At 51.0% G+C, this 21,530-nt stretch carries 15 protein-coding genes and 4 tRNA genes; 15 read left to right on the top strand and 4 right to left on the bottom strand.

Features of this window, described 5'->3' with window-relative positions:
- Nucleotides 1-13: 13 nt before the first annotated feature.
- The 5 genes from AC5OW4_RS08770 to AC5OW4_RS08750 all read left to right on the top strand — a co-directional run bounded on the left by AC5OW4_RS08770 (nt 14) and on the right by AC5OW4_RS08750 (nt 3,214).
- Nucleotides 14-1,270, top strand: a complete 1,257-nt coding sequence (locus AC5OW4_RS08770) for an MATE family efflux transporter (RefSeq protein WP_493676889.1) — start codon at nt 14-16, stop codon at nt 1,268-1,270.
- A gap of 29 nt (nt 1,271-1,299) precedes the next feature.
- Entirely contained in the window at nt 1,300-1,989 is a 690-nt protein-coding gene (locus AC5OW4_RS08765; protein ID WP_072683905.1) for an N-acetylmuramoyl-L-alanine amidase family protein, read from the top strand.
- Between the two features lie 160 nt (nt 1,990-2,149).
- Nucleotides 2,150-2,226: transfer RNA gene (locus AC5OW4_RS08760), tRNA-Ile, on the top strand.
- An 18-nt stretch (nt 2,227-2,244) separates the two neighbouring features.
- Nucleotides 2,245-2,320: transfer RNA gene (locus AC5OW4_RS08755), tRNA-Ala, on the top strand.
- A gap of 546 nt (nt 2,321-2,866) precedes the next feature.
- Entirely contained in the window at nt 2,867-3,214 is a 348-nt protein-coding gene (locus tag AC5OW4_RS08750) for a sensor histidine kinase (RefSeq protein ID WP_072683904.1), read from the top strand.
- A 580-nt stretch (nt 3,215-3,794) separates the two neighbouring features.
- Here the strand turns inward: AC5OW4_RS08750 and AC5OW4_RS08745 are convergent.
- The gene (locus AC5OW4_RS08745) at nt 3,795-5,984 is read right to left on the bottom strand and encodes a glycoside hydrolase domain-containing protein (RefSeq protein ID WP_493676887.1); all 2,190 of its coding nucleotides are present in this window, start codon (nt 5,982-5,984) and stop codon (nt 3,795-3,797) included.
- Nucleotides 5,985-6,635: 651 nt separating this feature from the next.
- On the opposite strand from AC5OW4_RS08745, the gene AC5OW4_RS08740 reads away from it, so the two are divergent.
- The 5 genes from AC5OW4_RS08740 to AC5OW4_RS08720 all read left to right on the top strand — a co-directional run bounded on the left by AC5OW4_RS08740 (nt 6,636) and on the right by AC5OW4_RS08720 (nt 13,028).
- On the top strand, nt 6,636-9,062 hold the full coding sequence (locus AC5OW4_RS08740; protein ID WP_493676886.1) for a transporter substrate-binding domain-containing diguanylate cyclase: 2,427 nt from the start codon (nt 6,636-6,638) through the stop codon (nt 9,060-9,062).
- A gap of 131 nt (nt 9,063-9,193) precedes the next feature.
- Entirely contained in the window at nt 9,194-9,667 is a 474-nt protein-coding gene (locus AC5OW4_RS08735; RefSeq protein ID WP_072683902.1) for a MarR family winged helix-turn-helix transcriptional regulator, read from the top strand.
- Nucleotides 9,668-9,855: 188 nt separating this feature from the next.
- Nucleotides 9,856-10,473, top strand: a complete 618-nt coding sequence (locus AC5OW4_RS08730; protein ID WP_072683975.1) for a sugar O-acetyltransferase — start codon at nt 9,856-9,858, stop codon at nt 10,471-10,473.
- A gap of 164 nt (nt 10,474-10,637) precedes the next feature.
- Nucleotides 10,638-11,984: an MATE family efflux transporter gene (locus AC5OW4_RS08725; protein WP_072683901.1), complete on the top strand. Its 1,347-nt coding sequence runs from the start codon at nt 10,638-10,640 to the stop codon at nt 11,982-11,984.
- 543 nt (nt 11,985-12,527) lie between these two features.
- The gene (locus AC5OW4_RS08720) at nt 12,528-13,028 is read left to right on the top strand and encodes a hypothetical protein (protein ID WP_139248578.1); all 501 of its coding nucleotides are present in this window, start codon (nt 12,528-12,530) and stop codon (nt 13,026-13,028) included.
- Nucleotides 13,029-13,223: 195 nt separating this feature from the next.
- On the opposite strand, the gene alr is transcribed toward AC5OW4_RS08720, so the two are convergent.
- From alr to vanW, 3 genes are read right to left on the bottom strand one after another with little or no spacing between them, the layout of a single operon-like run.
- Complete coding sequence (alr, locus tag AC5OW4_RS08715) at nt 13,224-15,047, bottom strand: alanine racemase (protein ID WP_493676885.1); 1,824 nt, start codon at nt 15,045-15,047, stop codon at nt 13,224-13,226.
- Entirely contained in the window at nt 15,044-16,096 is a 1,053-nt protein-coding gene (locus AC5OW4_RS08710) for a D-alanine--D-alanine ligase family protein (protein WP_195397618.1), read from the bottom strand. The genes alr and AC5OW4_RS08710 overlap by 4 nt, the downstream gene beginning before the upstream one ends.
- A 3-nt stretch (nt 16,097-16,099) precedes the next feature.
- Nucleotides 16,100-16,927 (bottom strand): glycopeptide resistance accessory protein VanW, encoded by an 828-nt coding sequence (vanW, locus tag AC5OW4_RS08705; protein WP_072683898.1) that lies wholly within the window; start codon nt 16,925-16,927, stop codon nt 16,100-16,102.
- A 260-nt stretch (nt 16,928-17,187) separates the two neighbouring features.
- Here vanW and AC5OW4_RS08700 point away from each other — a divergent pair, with 260 nt between their 5' ends.
- From AC5OW4_RS08700 to AC5OW4_RS08680, 5 genes are all read left to right on the top strand, one after another.
- A complete protein-coding gene (locus tag AC5OW4_RS08700; protein ID WP_493676884.1) occupies nt 17,188-19,197 on the top strand; it encodes a prolyl oligopeptidase family serine peptidase in 2,010 nt (669 codons plus the stop codon).
- Nucleotides 19,194-19,667 (top strand): hypothetical protein, encoded by a 474-nt coding sequence (locus AC5OW4_RS08695; protein ID WP_072683896.1) that lies wholly within the window; start codon nt 19,194-19,196, stop codon nt 19,665-19,667. The genes AC5OW4_RS08700 and AC5OW4_RS08695 overlap by 4 nt, the downstream gene beginning before the upstream one ends.
- A gap of 201 nt (nt 19,668-19,868) precedes the next feature.
- Nucleotides 19,869-21,233 carry an MATE family efflux transporter gene (locus AC5OW4_RS08690; RefSeq protein WP_072683895.1) on the top strand — a complete coding sequence of 455 codons (1,365 nt, stop codon included), beginning with the start codon at nt 19,869-19,871 and terminating at the stop codon, nt 21,231-21,233.
- Between the two features lie 134 nt (nt 21,234-21,367).
- Nucleotides 21,368-21,443 (top strand) — tRNA-Asn (locus tag AC5OW4_RS08685).
- Between the two features lie 8 nt (nt 21,444-21,451).
- Nucleotides 21,452-21,528, top strand: a tRNA-Glu gene (locus AC5OW4_RS08680).
- Nucleotides 21,529-21,530: the final 2 nt, after the last annotated feature.

Raw genomic sequence — 21,530 nt, 5'->3', positions numbered from 1 at the left:
GTGTGCTCTTCCGATCTTATTTAATTTATATACGATGGTAGACGGCATCTTTATTGCCAACTACGCAGGAGAAACGGCGTTGGCGGCTGTCAATCTGGCGATGCCGTTTATCAATTTCATGTTTGCTTTTTCTCTGCTGTTGTCGATCGGCGCGTCGACGTTGATTTCAATCCATCGAGGCGCGGGGCGAACGGAGCGGGCGAACGAGCTGTTTACGATGAACACGGCTGTGCTGTCGGTCCTGGCGTTGTTGATCTCGGCATGCTGTGTCTTTTTCGCCAAACCATTGGCGATCTTTCTGGGAGCGGGCAGCGATACGTTGAGCTATGTAACGGAATATCTCCGGATCATCGGCGGCTTTGGCTTTTTCTTCATCGTTTCCTATTCGTTTGAAGTGTTGATCAAGGCGGATGGTTTTCCGCAGTTATCCACCTTCGGCGTGCTGCTGGGCGCGGTGACGAACATTGTGCTTGACGCATTGTTTGTCTTTGGCTTCCATTGGGGGCTGGCGGGAGCGGCCTGGGCGACCGGGATCTCGCAGCTGCTGACCTTCCTGGTCTTTTTCAGTCATTTCCTGTTCAGCCGGAAAACGCATTTTCATTTCACCCGGTTTTCGCTGGAGCTGTCGCAGTATCGGCGGATTGTTCCGATCGGCATCGCCGACTGCATTACAGAACTGTCGGCCGGAGTGATTGTGTTTGCGTTTAATCATCAGATTCTGACGGTGATCGGAACCTCGGGCGTGGTCAGCTACACGGTCATGACGTATGTTTACAATCTGGTCTTAATGGCGTTTGTGGGCATTGCGCAGGGATGTCAGCCGTTGGTCAGCTATGCGCTGGGGCAGCAGGATTCGAAAACGATCAAATTGGTCTATCGTTATGGCATGACAGCGGTCGCGCTGACTTCGGCGCTGTGCTTTGGCGGCTGCTGGATTTTTACGCCGCAGATCGTTTCGGTTTTCATCCAGCCGCAGGAAACGGCATTGTTTGGCAGTTCGGTAGCGGCGTTCCGCCTGTATTCCTTTTGTTTTCTGATTATGGGGTATAATGTGCTGACTTCGGGATTCTTCGTCGCGCTGGCGAAACCGAAAGCGGCGCTGACCTTGTCGCTGGCCCGGGGGATTGTCGTAATTTTGATCAGTCTGCTTGCGATGTCGTCGATTTTCGGAGCGTTGGGAATCTGGCTGACGCCGACGGTGAGCGAAGGCGGATGTCTGGTCTTGAGCTTTATTCTGTTAAGCAAAGCGAAGTCAGGGGCAGCGGCATAGAACCGCTGCTTTTTTCATACAATGAAGCGATGAAACGATTAAAACGAAAATGCTGGGCAACAGGGAGCTTGATTGTCCTGTTGATCGCCGCTCTGGTGATGCGGGCGTTCAGCCGCGCGATCACAGTCATGTCGGATACGCGTTTAAACGGAATGACAATCGTGATCGATGCGGGACATGGGGGAAAGGATCCGGGAGCACGGAGTCAGGCGATTGACGAAGATGAGATTAATTTGAAGACGGCGAAGAAATTGCAGCGGCTATTGGAGGGGGCAGGCGCGGAGGTCATCATGATTCGTGAGGAGGATGTTGATCTGGCGCCCGCCGATGCGAAGAATGTCAAGCGGGAGGATTTAAAAAGACGGGTTGAAATTATGAATCAGCCGCAGGTCACGTTGTTTGTCAGCATTCATTGCAACATCTCGCTGGACAGCCGGGTACATGGCGCAGAGGTGTATTATCAGCAGGGCAATGAAAATTCGCATCAGCTGGCCGCCGCTGTTCTGGAACGGCTGCGGCCGGTGACGAACTCCAAGTTTCAGCCCAAAACCGGAAATATCTTCATCTTGAAACAGACGACATCGCTGGGAATTCTGGCCGAGATTGGATTTTTATCCAACGGTCAGGATTTGACTGCGCTGCAAAAAGAGGAACATCTGGATGAAATCGCGTATGCGATTTTTCAGGGAATCGACGATTTTGTTAAGATTCTGGAATAGCGCGTCTGCCTGTCTTTTGTGAAATTGAATGGAAGGGGCTGCCTGCATTTTGTCTTGCAAAAAAATTGTATGTAAAAAAAACAAAAAATTTTAAAAAGTTGTTGACACTTTATTTTCTCCGTGGTATATTTATTAAGCATTCGATGGGAAACAGTTAATTGGGCCTGTAGCTCAGGTGGTTAGAGCGCACCCCTGATAAGGGTGAGGTCGTTGGTTCAAGTCCATTCAGGCCCACCATCGAATTTAAATATACATGGGGTATTAGCTCAGCTGGGAGAGCGCCTGCTTTGCACGCAGGAGGTCAACGGTTCGATCCCGTTATGCTCCACCATGTTAATGAGATTATTGGGATATCGCTAAAAGTAGCGCATCCCTTTTTTGTATATAAAGGAGCTTATAAAGAGCCTGTGTGAGGCACGCTGAGGATAGGGCTGCCAGTTCTTCGTTGAATAGGGATCGTTGTTTATAAATAAGATTAGAAATGAAGTAAACTTAAAAATAAAAGTTGATCAGGAAAATAGAGTTTGCGGATCATAGATGAACATGATTTCAAGCAGAGATGGACGGCCATTAAAGCAATATCGGCAGTTTTATTGTTAGCTTCATATTTAAGCTGTTAGGGTTGGAAAGAGTCGAAGCAACAAATAAAATCTTTCAATAAAGGCTGCATTTGATCAGAAAGGACTTCATTGTCATCGAAATTAGCATCTGCTTAAACGTTATGTTTTAAATAATCGGAGGTCAAAAAAGATGAGTCGTATATTGATCGCAGAAGATGACAAAGCAATTTGTCAAATATTAACTGATTTTCTGGAAAGTTAAGATAACTCCAGAAATTCATTTAATAGAAGAAGAAATTTTCATCGCTTCCGATAAAATGGCGCTAACACGAGTTTTTCAAAATCTCATTGTTAACGCTGTTCATTCAACTGCTGGGAATCTGAACATAAATTTAATTTTCAACGATGAACAGCTGATTATCAGTATCCAAAACTCGATCAAAGAAGATTCCAGTCTGGATTCAACGCGGATTTTTGATCGTTTTTATTCAGGGGATTTTTCTAGAAGTAATGGTAATTCAGGTCAAGGGTTATATATCGTCAGAAAATTATTGATGCAATTAGGTTGTGAAGAACCAAGGGTAACGATTACAAAGAAATCTTTTGAAATCATCGTTAATTTAACTAATCTTTATGAGATAGAAACAAACATATCGACTGGATAACTGTTTGGAAATTTCCATGGCCATTTTGTTCTTCCGCTCAAAATCACAAAGATGCCGGGAAAGACATCAAAACTTTTTATAAGTAAGAGCCAGTTTCATCCAAAGCTGAATTTATGGAGGCAACCTCTGTGGTTTCATTTTACTTTATTTACGTGATTGTAATTTTAATGATCACTCTGCCTTCTCAGCTTCAAATCCAATCCCACCGGAGAATGCAGAATAAGGACTACCCTGATACCCATCTCAACCAGCTCGCCGGTCAGGGATTTGTTTGATCTATTTTTGAATTAAATTTCTCAATTCACATGTTTGCGCTGGTGTTTTATGAGTTAGCCGATGAAACCGCCTTTTACCTTGCTTTTTATACAGCTGCCGCTTTCCAAATGGGGGATAGTGAAACGGATTGGAGATTATTATGGGAAATTTGAAAATCGGAAGAAGTTTTCCCCATCTTTCCTATCGTTTGTGTGTGCAGAATTATGAAGAGTGTGGATTGATGCCAGGCAGGCTATAACTGAAATTGAGGCTGGAACGCAAAAGATCAAAATCAAAGCTTTCCAGCCTCTTGTTTTCCATGCGATTAAGGATGGCTCTCTGCCGCTGCGGCGGCCTGAAGGATTTTCTGTATCCGCAGTTTCAGATCGGCGGAAACCGACGTCCGTTTGCGGGGAGCCTGTGAAGGATCGAGGACAATGAGCGAGATCTCTTTCTCGATCTGATCATTTTCCTCACATTGCACAAGAATTGTTGTGGTTCCCGGGTTCTTTGCGCTGATCAATCCGGTTTCATCGACGGTGGCGATCGTCTCGTCGTTGCTGTGGTATCGCCAGGTCACCGGATTGGCGTTGTACGGAAGCGGTTCGATGGCAATTTCGCTGGTTTTTCCAACCCTCAGGATGATCGACGCTCCGCTTTCCATGCCGGTAATCGGAACAACCCGCGCTTGCAGATACGCCTTCGCGATCTCATCAATCCCTTTCCGCATTCGCAGCACTTCGCTCTGGACAAGCTCACGATCAGAATTTCGGGCATAGGTTGCGCTGCCATAGCGGTCGATTTTCATCTTCGGCCGTTTCAGCGACTGAACTAACTGATCCACGGCTGCTTCGGATTCCGCAGATAAGCTTTGAAGCAGTTTGGCTTTGTTGATATCCCGAATGCCCTGCTTCAACATTTTATACCGCGGCGATTCGTAAAAATGATCGCCAACTGAATCCCGTTCCGCAGGATAAATCAACCACGGATCTCCCGGCTCAAATGTGCGGTAGGATACATCGGTCAGCGGATCCTCGACCCAGCCGTCCCATGACCACCTTAAGAAGCCGTCGGTTCCCTGCTTCATGGTGTACCACATCGTCCAGGCGGTGTCGGCCATATCGGAGATTGTGTAGGCGCTGGGATATTGTCCGGTACAGGTGTAGAGCGTTGTTAACAAGCCCTGTTCCTGACGATGCAAGGCCAGCTTCCGCATCGCGTCCGACTTGTCCTTGACGTTGATCAAACTGACGGAAATATCGTCAATCCGATCCAGAAACGCATCATCGTCCAGGTCGGAATAATTCATCGCCGAGGCGATTTTAAAGGATTTCCCAGCCTCGCTGCGGATCCCTTTTATCAGCTCGACGCAGGGCTGCAGGACTTCCATTTCCCGCTCGTCCATCGAAATATACGTGAGATCAAACCAACCCTTTTCCACCGTGTGCCGCAGGAAATCTTCCAGAAACGCCGTCCAGGCTGCCTGCCATTCATCGCTGCCGGGCGTCAGCGTCAGCCGCCGGGAAGTGCCGCTTGCTTCATCAACAACAGTGACAATGTTGCCCCAGGGAGCGATGCTGTAAGCTTTGATCTGCCCCTGGCCGGTCTGCGGATCGAGGACGCCTGCCTCAATGGCCAGTTCGATCCACTGATCAAAATCGGTATAATCGAAACTGAAAGTTCCATCCGCAGTTTGGGTCCAGTGAATCATCGACGGATCACTGTCATAGGACTGGTGGTTCCAGGCTTCTTCCACTATCGTGGCAATCACGCCGCGCCCGCCCATCTGCGCATATTCCCGCAGCTGATCAAGCAGGTAATTTTTATGTGCGTCGCTAAACGGCGTTACCCCATAATAGCGGGCGGTTGTGTAGGGATGCTGCCACAGCTCAACCTGTGTCGCTCCTGCCTGCGGGTCCGGCGCGGTCAGATCGAGAACTTCAAAAGTCAGTGTCAGCTGAACGGGAGAATGATTGGCGGAAGTGACATTCAGCGTCCCGGTATAGACGCCAGGGGCAGTGTCCCTGGGAATCGTCAGCGAGATCCAGGCGGATTTGAGCTGCTGAGCTTCGATCGACGCGGGTTCGCCTTGATGGATCACGTCAGGATAAGCGATGACGGGAGCTTCCGGATCCCCGCTGCCGATATTGGCGAGCGTTTCCCGCAGCCAGCGGATATCAACATTTTCCGCGCTGATGCGGTGATTGCCGCTGCTGAAATCATCGCAGCGGATTTCCACCTGCTCCAGTGGCTGACTGCCTGCCCAGACCGTGACTTTAGCGTCCAGCACATCGTTTTGCCAGACGGTGTCCGTCCACTCGCTGAGATCGGATTGGCGGATCGCCGCATAATCCGACTGCAGAGTATGGCGGTAAGGGGTGTCGAAGACGGCGCCCATCGTCCGATCCGGTTCTGTCGGGGTTTCAGCCAGTATTCTTTGAGAACTGGCGGCGCTTGCCCCAAACAAGGCAAGGGAGAAGCATAGCGTCATAAAGCGGCGTAATCTGTTTTTCATAAGTCTCCTTTCGCTTGAATTTCCAACGGGAGAGCGGAAATCTTTTTGATTCTGACTTTATTATACCAATAAAATCCAGAGCACCCTATCTTAAATTATGAAGCTTCCCGATCTGCTCAAGCGGGATCAACGTGAGAGAAATTCATGAGCCGCCAGGGGGAGAACGAGTAACAGATCACTGTATAAAAAACAGAGCTTGAAAAGAAATTGCCGGGTGTTATAAGAACGGCTTTCTTCTGCGCGGGTTGCATCTTATGCCAAAGTGGAAGATCCAGCGCCAAGCGAGGCTGTCTTCCAATAAATTCTGATCGGCTGGAAAAAAGGAAGGCGGCTGAGGAACAGCCGCATCCGCGAATCACCAGAGGCGGCTCAAAAAGCAGGATGTGTCTTTATGTACTGAATTCATATTGTTTTTACTTAAATCCAGCTCTGGATTTCTCGGCTCAGATTGCCGGAACGCAAAATATTTGATATACTAAAAGTTATTGAGAATAAATAATTATAACTGCGAAAACAGGCGAACAAAGCCTGATCGGCGGCGAATAAAATTGGATCTTAAATCATCTGCGAAGATCAGCGGCAAGGAGTGAAGGAATGAAATCAGCGGGCATTACGAGGAAAAAACAAGCATCCTTCTGGGGAAAAATCGGAATGATTTTTCTGCTCTTTTTTATGTGGGATTTTCCTGCCGTGCAGGCTCAGAAAAAACGTGTTGTCCGGATTGCCTATCCGCTTCAGTCTGGTTTGACGCAAATTGATGAAAATGGCAAAATGAGCGGCTACACCTACGAATATTTACAGGAAATCGCACAGTATACCGGATGGGAATATGAATTTGTCATCGGCTCCAACAGTGACGACGATCTTCTGGCTTTGATGGATCAGGTGGCGGAGGGCACGATCGACTTAATGGGCGGGATGATGTACTCGGAATCCATGAAAGCAAAGTATGACTACTCGGCATACAGCTACGGCATGGTGGAAACGGTGCTGCAGGTGTCGGCGGAAGATACGCGGGATATCGTGATTGATTCGCGGATCGATCAGGATCTGACGGTCGCCATTCATGAAAATTCGGTTGCCCGGAAGAACGAATTTCTTGAATTCTGTGAAATCAATAAGATCAATCCCCGGCTGGTTTATTATAACGATGATCAGAATGTTCTGGAGCTGCTGCAAAACAAAGCTGCGGACGCGGTGCTGAAAACAAGCGCTGACCGGGTCGAAGGACTGCGGACAATCGCCCGTTTTGCCCCCAAACCGTATTATTTCATCGCTTCCAAAAAGGACACCAGCGGTCTGATCAAGGAACTGAACTATGCTTTGCAGAACATTGAACAGTCGGATCCCTACTTTTCCACGCGGCTGGAAGAAAAGTATTTCGGGAATTTAACCAACCGGCTTGTGCTCTCGGACAGTGAGAAAGCGTATATTGATAAGACGCAGAGCGTGCGCGTGGGCTATCTGCGTGATTATCCGCCGCTGGAATTTGAGGATCAGGGCCAGCCGGCCGGGATTGCCGTGGATTATCTGCGCTCAATCAGCGAAAAGACCGGCCTGACGTTTGAATTTGTTCCGGCAGACTCGACGGCGCAGCTGGATCAAATGGCGGCTGCGGGCGAAGTGGAAATGATCGCCGGGATGACTTATGACTATGATCTGGCCCAGAAGCGAAACCTCGGAATGACGCGGGTCTATCTGAATTCCCAATTTGTCGCGGTTTTGAACAAACGCATTGACGAAACCAATTTGAGCGGCAAGGTCATGGCTCTCAGCGAAAACAGCGGATTGGTTGATGGGGAAGACACGGCGCTGACGCATGTCTGCGCTTCGATGCAGGATTGCGTGGAAAGTGTATATGAGGGTCAGGCCGATTACACGATCGCCGACGGCTATGCGGCGCAGTATTATCTGAATCAGCCCAAATATAACAACCTGCGGCTGATCCCTTTGACCGCGCAGACGCACGAGATCTGTTTCGGCGTCGCCAACCGCGGCAATCAGGAGCTGCTGACCCTTTTGAACAAAGTGATTCTGTCGACCAGCGATGAGGAAACACAGTCGCTGATTTATAAGAATACAGTTTTCCATCACACGATGACGTTGACGGATTTTATCCGTGAGAATTCGTTGACGGCGGTGACGTTGATCAGCGCGGTCGGCTTGCTGATCATCCTTGTGCTGGCGTATGCCGGCCATCAGCGTTCGAAAATGAATCGTGAGATTTCGCTGGAGTTGGAAAAACATCTTCAGGTATACCAGCTGGTCAACGACCTGTTCTTTGAATTTGATATCAAAACCCAGAAGCTGATGATTTTTGATCCGGCTGCGAAAGCTGCGGGGGAATCAGCACAGATGCGCGAGCTGCCGCACACGGACTTCCGTTATGCGAAGATCAGGCAGGAAGTTGCGCGGCTGCTGGAAACGGAAAGCGGCGGAAAGACGATAAGGGATCTTGCGCTGAGTGATCCTCAGCAACAGCCGCACTGGTTCCGCATCGCGATGCAGACGATCACGGATGCGAGTGGGCGCTGCGTCTATGTGATCGGGCGGCTGAACAACATCGACGAACAGGTTAAAGAGAAAGAACGGCTGCGCTTAAAAGCGGAGCGCGACAGTCTGACGCATATTCTCAACGCTGAGGCCTCGCGCAAACAGGTGGAAGCGGAACTGGCGGTTTTGCGGTCGGAACAGACCGGTGCTTTAATTCTTCTGGATATTGATCATTTCAAGGAAGTCAACGACAATTATGGTCACTGGGCAGGGGATCAGGTGCTGGGGCAGGTGGCCCAACTTTTACAGGAAGTGTTCAGCGGCGAAATTGTCGGCCGGCCGGGCGGTGATGAGTTTCTCGTCTACCTTCGCCAGAGTGAGGCGGAGAATGTGCGAATCCGCTGTGAAGAGCTGCGGCGGCGGGTTCAGGACATTCGGCTGTCGGCGACCGACCGGCTGAGCGTCAGCGCCGGCTGTGCTTATGCCAAAGCGGGCTGCCTGTTTGAGACGCTCTATCAACAAGCGGATAAAGCGCTGTATCAGGCAAAGGCCAGAGGCCGCAATCAGATCGTTTATCCACGTTAATCTGAAGTTCGATCAGCGAATTCAGCCGCCAGCACAAGTGAAAAATCACGAAAATTCTGCGGATTCTCACAAGAGGGATTTTCCTTTCTTCGGATGTGCGGTACAATGAGAAAGACGAAAGGGGGCTGCGGATGGAAGCGAAAGAGAGACAATATTACGTGCTGCTTTCTGCGTTATGTACGACGTATACGCAGTCAATCGATCAACAGATCGCAAACTGGATCAATCCTCATTATTTAAAGGTGCTGGAGTATATCCGAAAACATGAAGGCGTAAAACCGGGCGAGCTGGCTGCAGTCTTCCGGATGTCGAAATCGAACGTCACCAAAATTATCAGTTATTTTGTGCGCAATGATTTTGTCGAGCGGGAGATCGAACAGAAGGATCGCCGCAGCCTGCATTTAAAAACGACGCCGTATGGCCGGCAGGTTTGCGGGAAAGCGGATGCGATCATCATGCATTTTGCGGCGCTGATGGCGGAGGCGTTTGAGGACGAAGACCGCGAGCTGTTCATGCAGCGGCTAACGCTGGCGATGCAGAAAATCAACGAGGAGTCGCACGTCATGCTTGACGATGGAGATGATTTCACCAATGTGGACTTCTAAAACGAAAGCAAACTGAACAGGCGCGCAAACAGGCTCAGTTGCCGCTTCTGAAACTGAAGCGCGTAGGGCAGCATCTTGCCATCCCTGGGAAAACCCGGGAAAATAAGAGAATCTTGCAGCTTTTCCTTAAAACGGTCTTGCGCTGCAATAAGCGCACAGGAAAAGCGAAGAAAGGAAACGAAACGACGATGAATGAACAGGCGAAAATGTTGGCGGGGAAACTGTATACCGCGCAGGATCCGCAGCTGACGGCGGATCATCAGCGGGCTTTACGCTTAACCCGGCGTTATAACATGACCGCAGAGGATCAGCAGGAGGAACGCGAGACGTTGTTGCAGGAGCTGCTGGGCAGCGTCGGCGAAGACGTGGTCATCATGCCGCCGTTTCGGTGTGATTACGGCAGTCAGATTGAAATTGGCGATCATTTTTTTGCGAATTATGATTGTCTGTTTCTGGATGTGTGTCCGATTACAATCGGCGATCATGTCATGCTGGGACCGCGGGTGTGTCTGTACACCGCGGCGCATCCGCTGAGCGCGGAGGTCCGGGATACCGGATTGGAGTATGGCAAGCCGATTACAATCGGCAATTCTGTCTGGATCGGCGGCAATGTGATCGTCAATCCCGGCGTGACGATTGGCAATGAGGTTGTGATCGGCGCCGGTACCGTTGTGACCCACGATCTGCCTGACGGTGTGATCGCGGCCGGGAATCCCTGCCGCGTGCTGCGGCCTGTCACCGACAAGGACCGGCAGTTCTGGCAGGCCCGTCAACAGGAGTGGCAGGCAGATGGGGAAACGGACTGACGGAAAGAAATCTGCTTGACAAGCGGATCAGGAAAGCGTAAACTAATCCCGGTCGGACCCTCAGGAATGCCTGCGGGAAAGACGAAAAAGGGAATCAAAAAATCAGTGAGGCAAAACCACTCTAAAAAACACAGAGTGGTTTTTTATTTTGAAGGAGGAATAGAATGGAGAATAAAATGGGGACGATGCCGATGAAGAAGCTGTTGACGGCGATGTCGCTTCCGATCATGCTTTCGATGTTGATTCAGGCCTGCTACAACATTGTTGACAGTATGTTTGTCGCACGGTATTCACAAGACGCGCTGGCGGCGGTATCGCTGGCGTTTCCAATTCAGATGCTGATCATCGCGGTGTCGGTCGGCACCGCGGTCGGCGTCAATTCACTTCTGGCCCGGCGCTTGGGCGAAGGCGGGATGGAAGAGGTAAATCAGGCTGCGCAGCACGGCGTCGTTCTGGCGCTGCTGAGCGCGGCGGTGTTTGCGCTTTTCGGTTTAGGCGGAGCGCGGATGTTCGCCAATCTGTTTACCACCTCCGAAGCGATCGCTTCGCAGGCGGCGCTGTATATGGGAATCGTCACGGTATTCTGTTTCGGCGTGTTCGTACAGATTGTGATGGAACGGATCATGCAGGCGACCGGCAACGCGATTTACAACATGGTCATGCAGGGCATCGGAGCGCTGGTCAACATCATTCTGGATCCGATCTTCATCTTCGGCTTGTTCGGATTGCCGGAAATGGGCATCATGGGCGCGGCCATCGCCACGGTAGCCGGGCAGATTCTGGCGATGGTGCTGGGGGCGTGGATCATTCATAAGAAGATTCCGTTTATCCACTTGGGTCTGAATCATTTCCGGTTTTCTCTGGAAACCTGCCGCCAGATCTATTCGGTCGGCTTCCCGGCGATCATCATGCAGTCGGTGGCGTCGGTGATGACGCTGGGCATGAATATGATATTAATGCCGTATTCGGAACTGGCGATTTCGGTTTACAGCGTGTACGCCAAACTGCAGCAGTTTATCTTCATGCCGGTCATGGGGATGAACAGCGCATTGATCGCGATTGTGGGCTACAATTTCGGGGCGCAGAAAAAACAACGGATCTACCAGGCGACGCGGTATTCGCTGATCGCCGCGGTGATGATCATGGCGCTGGGAACCTTGATCTTTCAGGCGTTTCCGCAGGCCCTGTTGGGAATGTTCAACGCATCCGCCGAGATGCTGGATATCGGCATTCCGGCGCTCAAGACGATCTCGTTGTCGTTTGTGTTTGCCGGGGTGTCGATCGTGCTGTGCTCAATCTTCCAGGCGCTGGACGACGGCATGCTTTCGCTGTGGGTGTCGCTGGGCCGTCAGCTGATCCTGGTGCTGCCGCTGGCCTGGCTGCTTTCAACCTGGGGCGGGCTGAACGCGCTGTGGCTGGCATTTGTGCTCTCTGAAGCGGTGTGCATGGTGTTCAGTGCCGTCATGTACCGCCGGGTGAGAGTCCGGCAGATCGACAGACTTGCTGATTGAGAAGAAAGTAATGAAAAAACAGACAGATGATTTTACTGTAAACTTGGAAAATATATAAAAATACAGGTGGTACAAGGCACGATATGCTCTGTACTGCCTGTTTCTTTATATAGAAATTCTAGACTATCCTAAACTGAATAAAAACCTATTTGATAAATCCAAATTTTCTTTTTCTTCGTTTAATTTCATGTTTTTAATAGCCTGTTTTTGAGTTTCGATAATAAATTTGGACCATGAATTTTGTTACTTTCGATATATATCTAACTATTTAATTGTATCCAAAGAATTTGTGATTAAATAACCTGTTATATAGATTGTTTTGTACTATACTGTAATTGTAATGAGATACTCTGTCTGGATAATAGGCAGAAACTAATTGATTTGAGTCTTATGTATTTATGTGAGTTCATATTAAACTAAAGATAAAAAACATCACTTGTATTTATAGAAAGCGTGGTGAATAAAGTGAGAAAATTGCTTATTTGCATTATGATATTCTTCTTAGCATCCTGTACTTTTACAAAAACGGATAAATTAGTGTGTGTGGAAATTGAAACGCCGGAATCTATACACATTCCATATAAAAACTTGTTGGGAAATTATAATATTTATGAATATGCCGATTTTGATGAGTTATACATAGATTGTTTTAGCTGCCAAGGAGACATTAAGAATTCGTTCTGTGATAAAATAGAAAAATTTACAAACCAAATTCAGTTTTATCTTATGGCTTCTTATAAACTATCAGAAGATACTATTGAACAAGGTGATTTATATACTAAGCTGATTGGTTTTTTAGGAGTTTATGAGAAACAATCTTTTTTGAAGAATAGTTATATTGATTTTACGGAAGATGTAAAACTTACCTATACTGAATTAAAGGATAGTATTGTATATAGTGATAATGATATAGTTGTTATAAACTTTATAAAGTATTTAGACGAAGATTCAATAGAAATTTATTTCAGCGATTTCCAAGGAGAAGAAAGTGTATTTAAAGAGTTGCTACTTGATTTTGTGAAGAATCATTTGATGGAGAAATAAATTATAGTTTATTAAGGCGATGATCTTTTTATGAGTTCTTACTCGGTTCGGGAAGGAATAGAATTTCCATACAAAGAAGCAGGCAAGATAAAACGTTATATAAAACGTTATCTTGCCTGCCCTTTTTATCTTTGCCCCTGACAGGGAATATACTTCAGTTGGAACTGGATGAAAATCCAAGTTTATTAGACCAGATTAAACCAGAATGCGCGGCATTCGTCCACGAAGCATGCTTAACGTTTCCGGAACAATCGTTCCAGTTTTTTCTGCGACTTCCAGTGCGGAGATTTGGCCCATTCCCTGTTTACCGATCACGACGACTTCATCCCCGACAGCCGCGGGCAAAGAGCCGAGATCCACAAGACATTGATCCATGCACATCGCGCCGACGATCGGACGGCGTTGTCCATGAATCAGAACTTCTGCCCCCTGGAAGGAGGAACTGCGAAGCAGACCATCGGAATAACCGATCGAAAGAATCGCGACGGTCGTATCGCAAGGAGCGGCCCAGGCATGATTGTACCCTGCGCCCTCCCCTTTTTTCAACGGCCGCAACGCCGCAATCCGGGTGTGGACGGAAGCAACGGGCCGCCAATCCAGCGCCATCCGGGATCGGAATGAGGCGATGCAGCCGAACAGCGCGATTCCGCAGCGGACAAGATCGCAGCGCAGCTCCGGATAATTCAGAAATCCATAACTGCCCTGCAGATGCACGCGGCCCGGATCGATTCCCCGCTGTTTCAGACCGTCCACGACGTGAAAGAACCGTTCGATCTGCCCCCGGGTATGCGCAATGGCTTCAGCGCTCAGGTTATCCGCTTCATAAAGATGGGAATAAAGGCCGGTAATCTGAAGATGAGGCAGCGCATAGTACCGCGCGATGGCGTCCAGATCCTCCGCGGTTTCACCCAGACGGTGCATCCCGCTGTCCACCGGCAGATGTGCGCTGATCGGACAGCCGGTCTGATCCAGCTGACAGGCCTGATCGTAACTGGTTAAGGTTAAGGAGAGATGCAGACGCGACAGTTCTTCTGCCCGCTGCGGTGGAACATAGCCTAAGATCAGAATCTCCGCGGTCGGATTGATCGCCCGGATCACCTTGGCTTCCTCAACCGTGGCGACGGCGAAATGCCGGACGCCCTGCCGGCTCAGGAAATCCGCGGTCGGCTCCAGACCATGTCCATAAGCGTTGGCCTTTAAGACCGCCATGATTTCTTGCTGCGGCGCCATGGCTTTTCTCAAGATCGTCAAATTGTGCCGCAGCGCGATCCCGTCCAGCTCGACCCAGGCCCTATCCCGGCCTTCCGGAATTGGCTCAGGATCCAGCGCTTCGACGAATAAGCAAGTCGTTTCATCCAGCTGTGAGCTTTCGATCGACGTGTTTTCAGCGGGCGGAAGCGTTTCGGCCAGCGGCTGCGTCCACAGCTGCCAGCGGCGTTGCCCGTCATCATAGCGATAGGGGTTGGTCTTGGTATAAGCTTTAAGAAAAGCGGCGTATTCCTCCAGCACCCAGTCGTGATCGGCGATGATTTGCGCATGCGGCAGTCCGACATAACGGTAATGCCAGGGTTCTTCGCTGATTTCGGTAATTTCTGTTTTGTGTTTGGGGTAACGGAAAATAAAGCCGAACTGATCGGCGCATTCCCGCATCCGATCCGCCAGAGGACCGGAGAAATCCGGGCAGATCAGATCCTGATCCTTGCCGGCGATGCCCAGGTCGATGGCCAGTCCGGTATGGTGTTCGCTGGCCCGCACCTCGGCGACGAACTGATGCGCGTAATCCCATCCCCGTTCACTTTCCGTTTCGCTCATGAGTGTTCGCTGCTGATCATAACTGCGCCAGCCGCTGACAAACGTCACTTCGTTTTCCCCGCCACAATGGGTAATCCAGGCGTTTAAAGCGCGGGCGCAGACTGGCTGCAGCTGAGTGTTTTCATCAATCCAGACCAGCTCGCGGGTCCAGTAAGATTCATCCGCTTCCAGACGATGTTCCCGGTTGACAAGCCGTACGCAGTTCATGCGATCCTCCCCCGCCGCAGAGCGTCTTCAATTAACGTGTCCAGAATCGTTTCAAAGGGAATACCCGCCTGTCCCATCATGCGCGGATAGCGACTGGTCGCGGTCATGCCCGGCAGCGTGTTGATCTCATTAAACACGATTCGCTGGTCCGGGGTCAGGAAACAATCCACACGCACCAGTCCCTGACAATGGTGGATTTCCCACAACTTCCGTGCCAGACAGCGCATCTGTTCGCTGATGAAATCCGGCAGCTGCGCCGGACATTCCACCTGCGCGTGGGTATCGACATATTTTTCTTCATAATCGAAGAAATCGCTGTTTAAATGAATCCGGTCGACCGCACCTGTCACGAGGCTGTCGCAGGTTTGAAGGAGGGAACAGCCAATTTCCTCACCCTCGACGGCTTCTTCAATTAAAATCCGGCTGTCATGTTCGGCCGCTGCCGCGCAGGCGTCGTCAAGTTCTTCCCAAGCGTTGATCTTGGTGATGCCGATCGAGGAACCGCCGCGGGCCGGTTTGACGAAGCAGGGCAGATGCAGCCGTTTCAGCGATTCTCGCTTTTGATCGATCTCAGAATAAGCGAACACGACGAACGGACTGACCTCGATTCCGTTCTGCCGCGCCAGCTGATGGCTGAGCGCCTTGTCCATGCCGAGCAGCGAAGCATCCATGCCGCAGCCGACAAAAGGAATGTGGAACAATTCCAGCATGCCCTGAAGCGTTCCATCCTCGCCATTGCGGCCATGCAGGACCGGAAAGAAGACGTCGACTGCGACGGTTTCACCGTTTTCACTTTTTAATTCAAAGTCACTGCGCGCCAAGGTCAGTTGCAGACGCAGATCCGATGCTGTATGCCACTGATCTGCTTCGATTTCCGCCGCGCTTGCATTTGTGAGAAACCAGTCGCCCTGAGGATCAATGCCGATTTTTACAACTGTGTACCGCTGCGGATCCAGTGCCCGCAGCACGCCCGCCGCGGAATGCAAAGAAACATGGTATTCGTCGCTGCTGCCGCCAAACAGGACGGCAACGTTCAATTTTTCGTTCATGATTTAGTCCTCCTCGATAATTTCAGTTTCCGGCGGCAGCGGATAATCGATCCGGCTGCGGCTGGTGTAACAGGCTTCCTTGCGCACAAGTTCACCGCTGTGCGCGTCGTAGATCGTGCGCGCAATATCCTGTGTGCGGAAGATCTGTCCTTTTTTTCGCGAATAAGTCAGCGCGGAACCAGTCACCTCGTAGCGGCAGCGCGGCGGCTGTGCGCATCGGAACTGCGCGTGAACGGAATCCTCGTCAAAGTCCAGAATCAGCTGAAACGGCTGATCCGTATCGTTGCGGAATTTCAGATCGCTCCAGCCCTCCTGAATCGTCGCGTCGATCCCCGCCGGCATTTCTGCATTCGGATTGGCTGGCAGCGAGATGACCAGATGCGGATGCTTCTCGATCACCGTCAGCGGCGTATGCAGCACCATCCAATATAACAGTTCGCTCATAAAACACAGCCCGCCACCATGGACCGGTACGATTTTACCATCGTGCAGCCCCAGCCCCGGCAGATAGGGATCATCGTGATCGGCGCCCCGCGCCAGCTGCCAGAACGAGAACACCTCGCCCGGTTCGATGATCAGCTGCTGCATGCGGCGGGAGACCACCTTCAGGTTGTGGGCCTTGTTGTATTGATATTGAATATCATACCCGCTGTCAGGATTGATTAATCCCTGCGTACATTCATATTGGATATACGGCAGCCGTTCTTCGGCCTGCCTGCGCGCATAACGATTCCCGTCATGCTTCATTTTCTGATAAAAACACCAGATTTTCTGCTTTCTGCGCAGCGGCAGAAGAAAAGGCAGAAATTCCGTAACTCGACGTCGGCTCATACAATTCACTCTCCTTGAAGTTTCCCTTATTATGCCACCGGAAGATGACTTTCCCATGGCCGCTCCGGTGACTTGTTTGTCACTTTCAGTATAAAAGGAAAAGATCTTAAGTTCTTTACTTCCCCATGACGCTTTGTGAAGGTCTATGACAGGTTTCTTAAGAAACGATGACGACGTGTTCGGCGGCGGAAGAGGATCCTTTTTCCCCGCGCATTGTGGTACAATGAGATCAATGAAATTTCAAGGAGGGAAACAGAGTTATGAATTATCCGCAATGGAAAAAATCCGACTGGTCCGAAACCCGCTTCGGCGTGACGATGAAGGACGAGTATATCGGACTGGAACAGCCGAAGGATCCCGCGGTGCTGAGCTGGGTCGCCAGGGAAAATGCGCTGACCGATCAGTTTTTCAGCACGCTGCCGGGCTATGCGAAGAAAAAGGAACAGCTGCAGGCGCGGCCGTTTTACGCCAGCTATACCGCCGTCACGGAAACGCCGGAGGGCTATTGGGCAACCCGGGCCAACGCGGACGGCACGCGTACGCTGGTCGTTTTGGACAAGGAATTTAAAGAAATCCGGGAAGCGGATCTGAGCCTGATTCCGGAAACGATTACGGTGTTTACGGCCAATCCGTCCTTTACGGATCCGGATCTGATTTATTATACCGGACTGGAAGACGGGGCTGGCCGCCCGTGCGTGCTGGTCGTCGATCAAAAGGAAAACAAGCTGATCCGCAAGCTGGACGGGATTTTCTACTCGCTGTGGGATAAGACCGGCCGCCGGATTCTGTATTCCGACGCCGACGCCGATCCGGAAAAAGGGTTGAACGTCAACCATGTTCGTTGTTATGACTGCGACACGGATGAAATTAAAACCTGCTTTGATTACCGTGAAAACGCCGTGCTGGTACGTCTGGCCTGTTCCGCCGACGGGGCCACGGTCGTTGCGGAAGTGATGGAAAATTATGCCGATACCGTGATCTTTGTGCAGCAGGACAACGGCGAATTTGTCTCTGTCAGCGCGAACATAAAAGGTGCGTTCACCTATGTCGATACGCTGAACGGGGAGCTGATTTTCCTGACCCAGTCTCAGGCGCCGCTGGGGCGTCTGATCGCTGTGAAGCAAGGCCAGACGCTGGCGGAAGGCAGGACGCTGGTCGCAGAATGTGAAATGAAGCTGGAAGATGCGATCCGTCAAGGGGATCAGCTGGTGCTGTTCTATTTAAAAGATGCGGCGTCGTTCGTCCGCGTGGTGGACGCTGAAGGAAAGAAGGTCCATGATCTGTCGCTGCCGAGCCAATGGGGCGCGTGCACGCTGGCCATGCAGAATGGGCGCGGAATTCGCAAATCCGATTCGCTGATTCTGGAATTTGAATCGTTTGTCCATTCGCCGATGCTTTTGAAGCTGACCGGCGATCAGCTGAGCGTGCTGTATCAGCCGAATCCCAAAACGGCGGCGGATATCGAAGTCCGGCAGATTTTCACTGAGGCTCCGGACGGCGAGCGCATCCCGGCCTTTGCCGTCATGCCGAAGGGGTTGGAGAAAACGGGAAAGACCCCGACGCTGATGTATGGCTACGGCGGCTACAACAACGCGATCCTGCCTTCCTATAATAATCCGTTTGTCGATCTGGACATCGTCGACTGGGTCAGCCAGGGCCGGATCTATGTCAGCATCAACCTGCGCGGGGGCAGCGAATACGGCACCCGCTGGCATGAAGGGGGAAGTCTGTCAAACAAGAAAAACTGTTTCACCGATTTTATCGCGACCGCTGAGCGCATCCAGCAGGAAGGCTGGACCTGCCCTGAGAAAACAGCGATCTGCGGCGGTTCCAACGGCGGACTGCTGATGTGCGCGCTGCTGACGATGCGGCCCGATCTGTGGGGCTGCGTCATCGCCTCGGTGCCGCATACCGATATGATCCGTTTCCGCAACGATGACCGGGGACCGATGTATATCACCGAATACGGCGATCCGATGGATCCGGCGCTGTTTTCGTACATGCTTTCCTATTCTCCATATCACAACATCCACCGGATCGCTTATCCGGCAACGTATATCCAGACTGGCGAATGTGATAACAACGTGCCGCCGTATCATGGCAAGAAAATGGCCGCGAGACTGCAGGAAAACAACCAGAGCGATCATCCGGTGCTGCTGCGCGTGCTGGCGCTCGGCAGTCATGACCGCGGCAAGGGCGAAGCCCATCTGAAAACGATCGCTGAAATGCAGAGCTATATCGACTGGGCGTTAGGCGAGGTGCAGGAATGATCACGGTCTATCTTGTCGGCCCGCTGTTTACCGAAGCCGATCAATATCAGCGCCGGAAGGAAGGGGAACGGCTGCGTCAGGAACTGGCAAAGCGGGATGTCGATGTTCAGCTTGTCAATCCGATCGACCTGCCTTTAAACGAAGGCGGCGCGTCGACGCCGGCAGCGATCTTTGAAGCCGATTATCATTTCCAGTGCGAAGCGACGCACGTGTTCCTGGATCTGGCGAATGAAGATACCGGCAGCCACATGGCGCTGGGCATTCTGTTGGAGAAGAAGCTGAGCGGCAAGCCGATCCAGCTGTACCCGGTGTACTCCGATTCCCGGATCGGACGCAATCAGGCATCCGGCCTGGATTGTCCGATCGGCTACAACGCGTTTGTGATCGGCGGCTTGAAAGCCAACGGAATTCAGACGTATTCAAGCTTTGATCAGGCGTGCGATCAGTTCCTGAAGGATCTGGAAGGCTGAGCGTAAGCCTGAGGAATCAAACGGTAGTCCGGCAAAAGCCGGAAATTCAAACAATATCTATCAGAAAAGGAAAGAGCGGCGGAAGAGAGCGGCAGGAAGCTGAAACCGCGGCTTTTTCTGTTTGCTTCAAGGGAAGGATGACCTTCTTTGAAAAGTATGATAAACTGATACCATTGATTTCAAAGAGGGAGGAAGGGAAAAATGAAAAAAAGATTCTCGAAGTTTTTCGGAACGCGGCAGTTTTACAAGCTGGCGCTGGCTGTGGCGGTCCCGTTGATGATGCAGCAGCTGATCACCAGTTCGGTTAACCTTGTCGATAATTTAATGGTCGGCCAGCTGGGGGATGCGGCGCTGGGCGGCGTCGCGGCGGTCAATCGGTTCTATATTATCGCGACCTATGGGACCAACGGCGTGCTGGCGGCCGCGGCGATCTTCATCGCACAGTTCTTCGGGGCGCGGGATGAGGAACGAATGAAGCAATCGTTCCGGTTCTCGATCTTAAGCGCGTATGCGATCATGATCCCGTTCTTCATCCTGGGGATTCTGGCGCCGCAGGAGATTGTGCATTTCTTTACGGGCGACCCGGTGATCATTCAGCTGGGCAGCGCCTATATGCGGATTGCGGCGTTTACGTTTTTGCCGATGGCGTTGTCATTGGGGATTTCCAGCGCGATGCGGGCGGTGGGGGAAACCAGAATTCCGTTAGTGATCAGCGCCGGGGCGGTGCTGACGAACACGGTGCTGAACTATTGTCTGATCTTCGGGAATTTCGGTTTTCCGCGCTTAGGTGTTGAGGGCGCGGCGATCGCGACGTTGATCGCCCGGGTGCTGGAAGCGGCCGTGCTGCTGATCGTATTGACGAAGCTGGATCTGCCGTTTAAAACCAAATTGGCGCAGCTGTTCCACGTTCCCGGCCAGCTGGCCCGCAGCATTCTGATCAAGGCGGCGCCGTTGGCGCTCAACGAAGTCATGTGGTCGCTGGGAATGGCGACGTTGTTCAAGTTCTATGCGACGCGCGGACCGGAGGTCATGTCCGGTTATTCGATTGCGAATACGATCGGCGATATCTTCTTCGTGCTGTTCGGCGGGATGGCCGCAGCGACGACGGTTCTGGTTTCGCAGCCGTTGGGTGCGAACAAGCTGGACGAAGCGCGCGATCATGGTTATCAGCTGCTGGGCTTCAGCGTCATGCTTTCCTTGTTGTTCGCGGTTCTGATGTTTGGTTCTTCGTTTGTCGTTCCGCATTTCTATCAGGTGTCGCCTACCGCCAAGCAGGTTGCGGTGGACGTGCTGCGGATCATGTCGGTGATGTTCTGGATTTATATGGGCAACACGCAGTGCTACTTCATTCTGCGCGCCGGCGGCGATACGCGTTCGACTCTGTTTATGGATTCGGGCTATATGTGGACGGTGAACATTCCGCTGATCTGCTGCTTCACCTATTTTACCGGCGTTGATATTCTGGTGTTGTATGTCATCGGACAGATGACGGATATTCTGAAGCTGGTGATCGCCTATTCGTTAGTGCGGAAAGAGAAATGGGTCGTCAATTTAACGCAATTTTGAAACAGCGGTGGTCTGCCCGGATCCGGGCAGACTTTTCCTTTGAGAAATGTTAAAAAATGGAATTAAAAAAATTTAAAAAACGAAAAAAAGTGCTTGCATACCCTTAAGGCTTATGATATTATAATTAAGCAAACGCCTAAATAGCTCAGTCGGTAGAGCAAACGGCTGTTAACCGTTAGGTCACAGGTTCGAGCCCTGTTTTAGGCGCCATTTTTTTTGGCTCGTTGGTGAAGTGGCTTAACACAGCGCCCTTTCACGGCGTCATTCACGAGTTCGAATCTCGTACGAGTCACCATT

This window comes from Holdemania sp. (assembly GCF_986127675.1).
The sequence above is the reverse complement of the archived record's forward strand: the minus strand, read 5'-3'. Positions and strand labels throughout refer to the sequence as shown.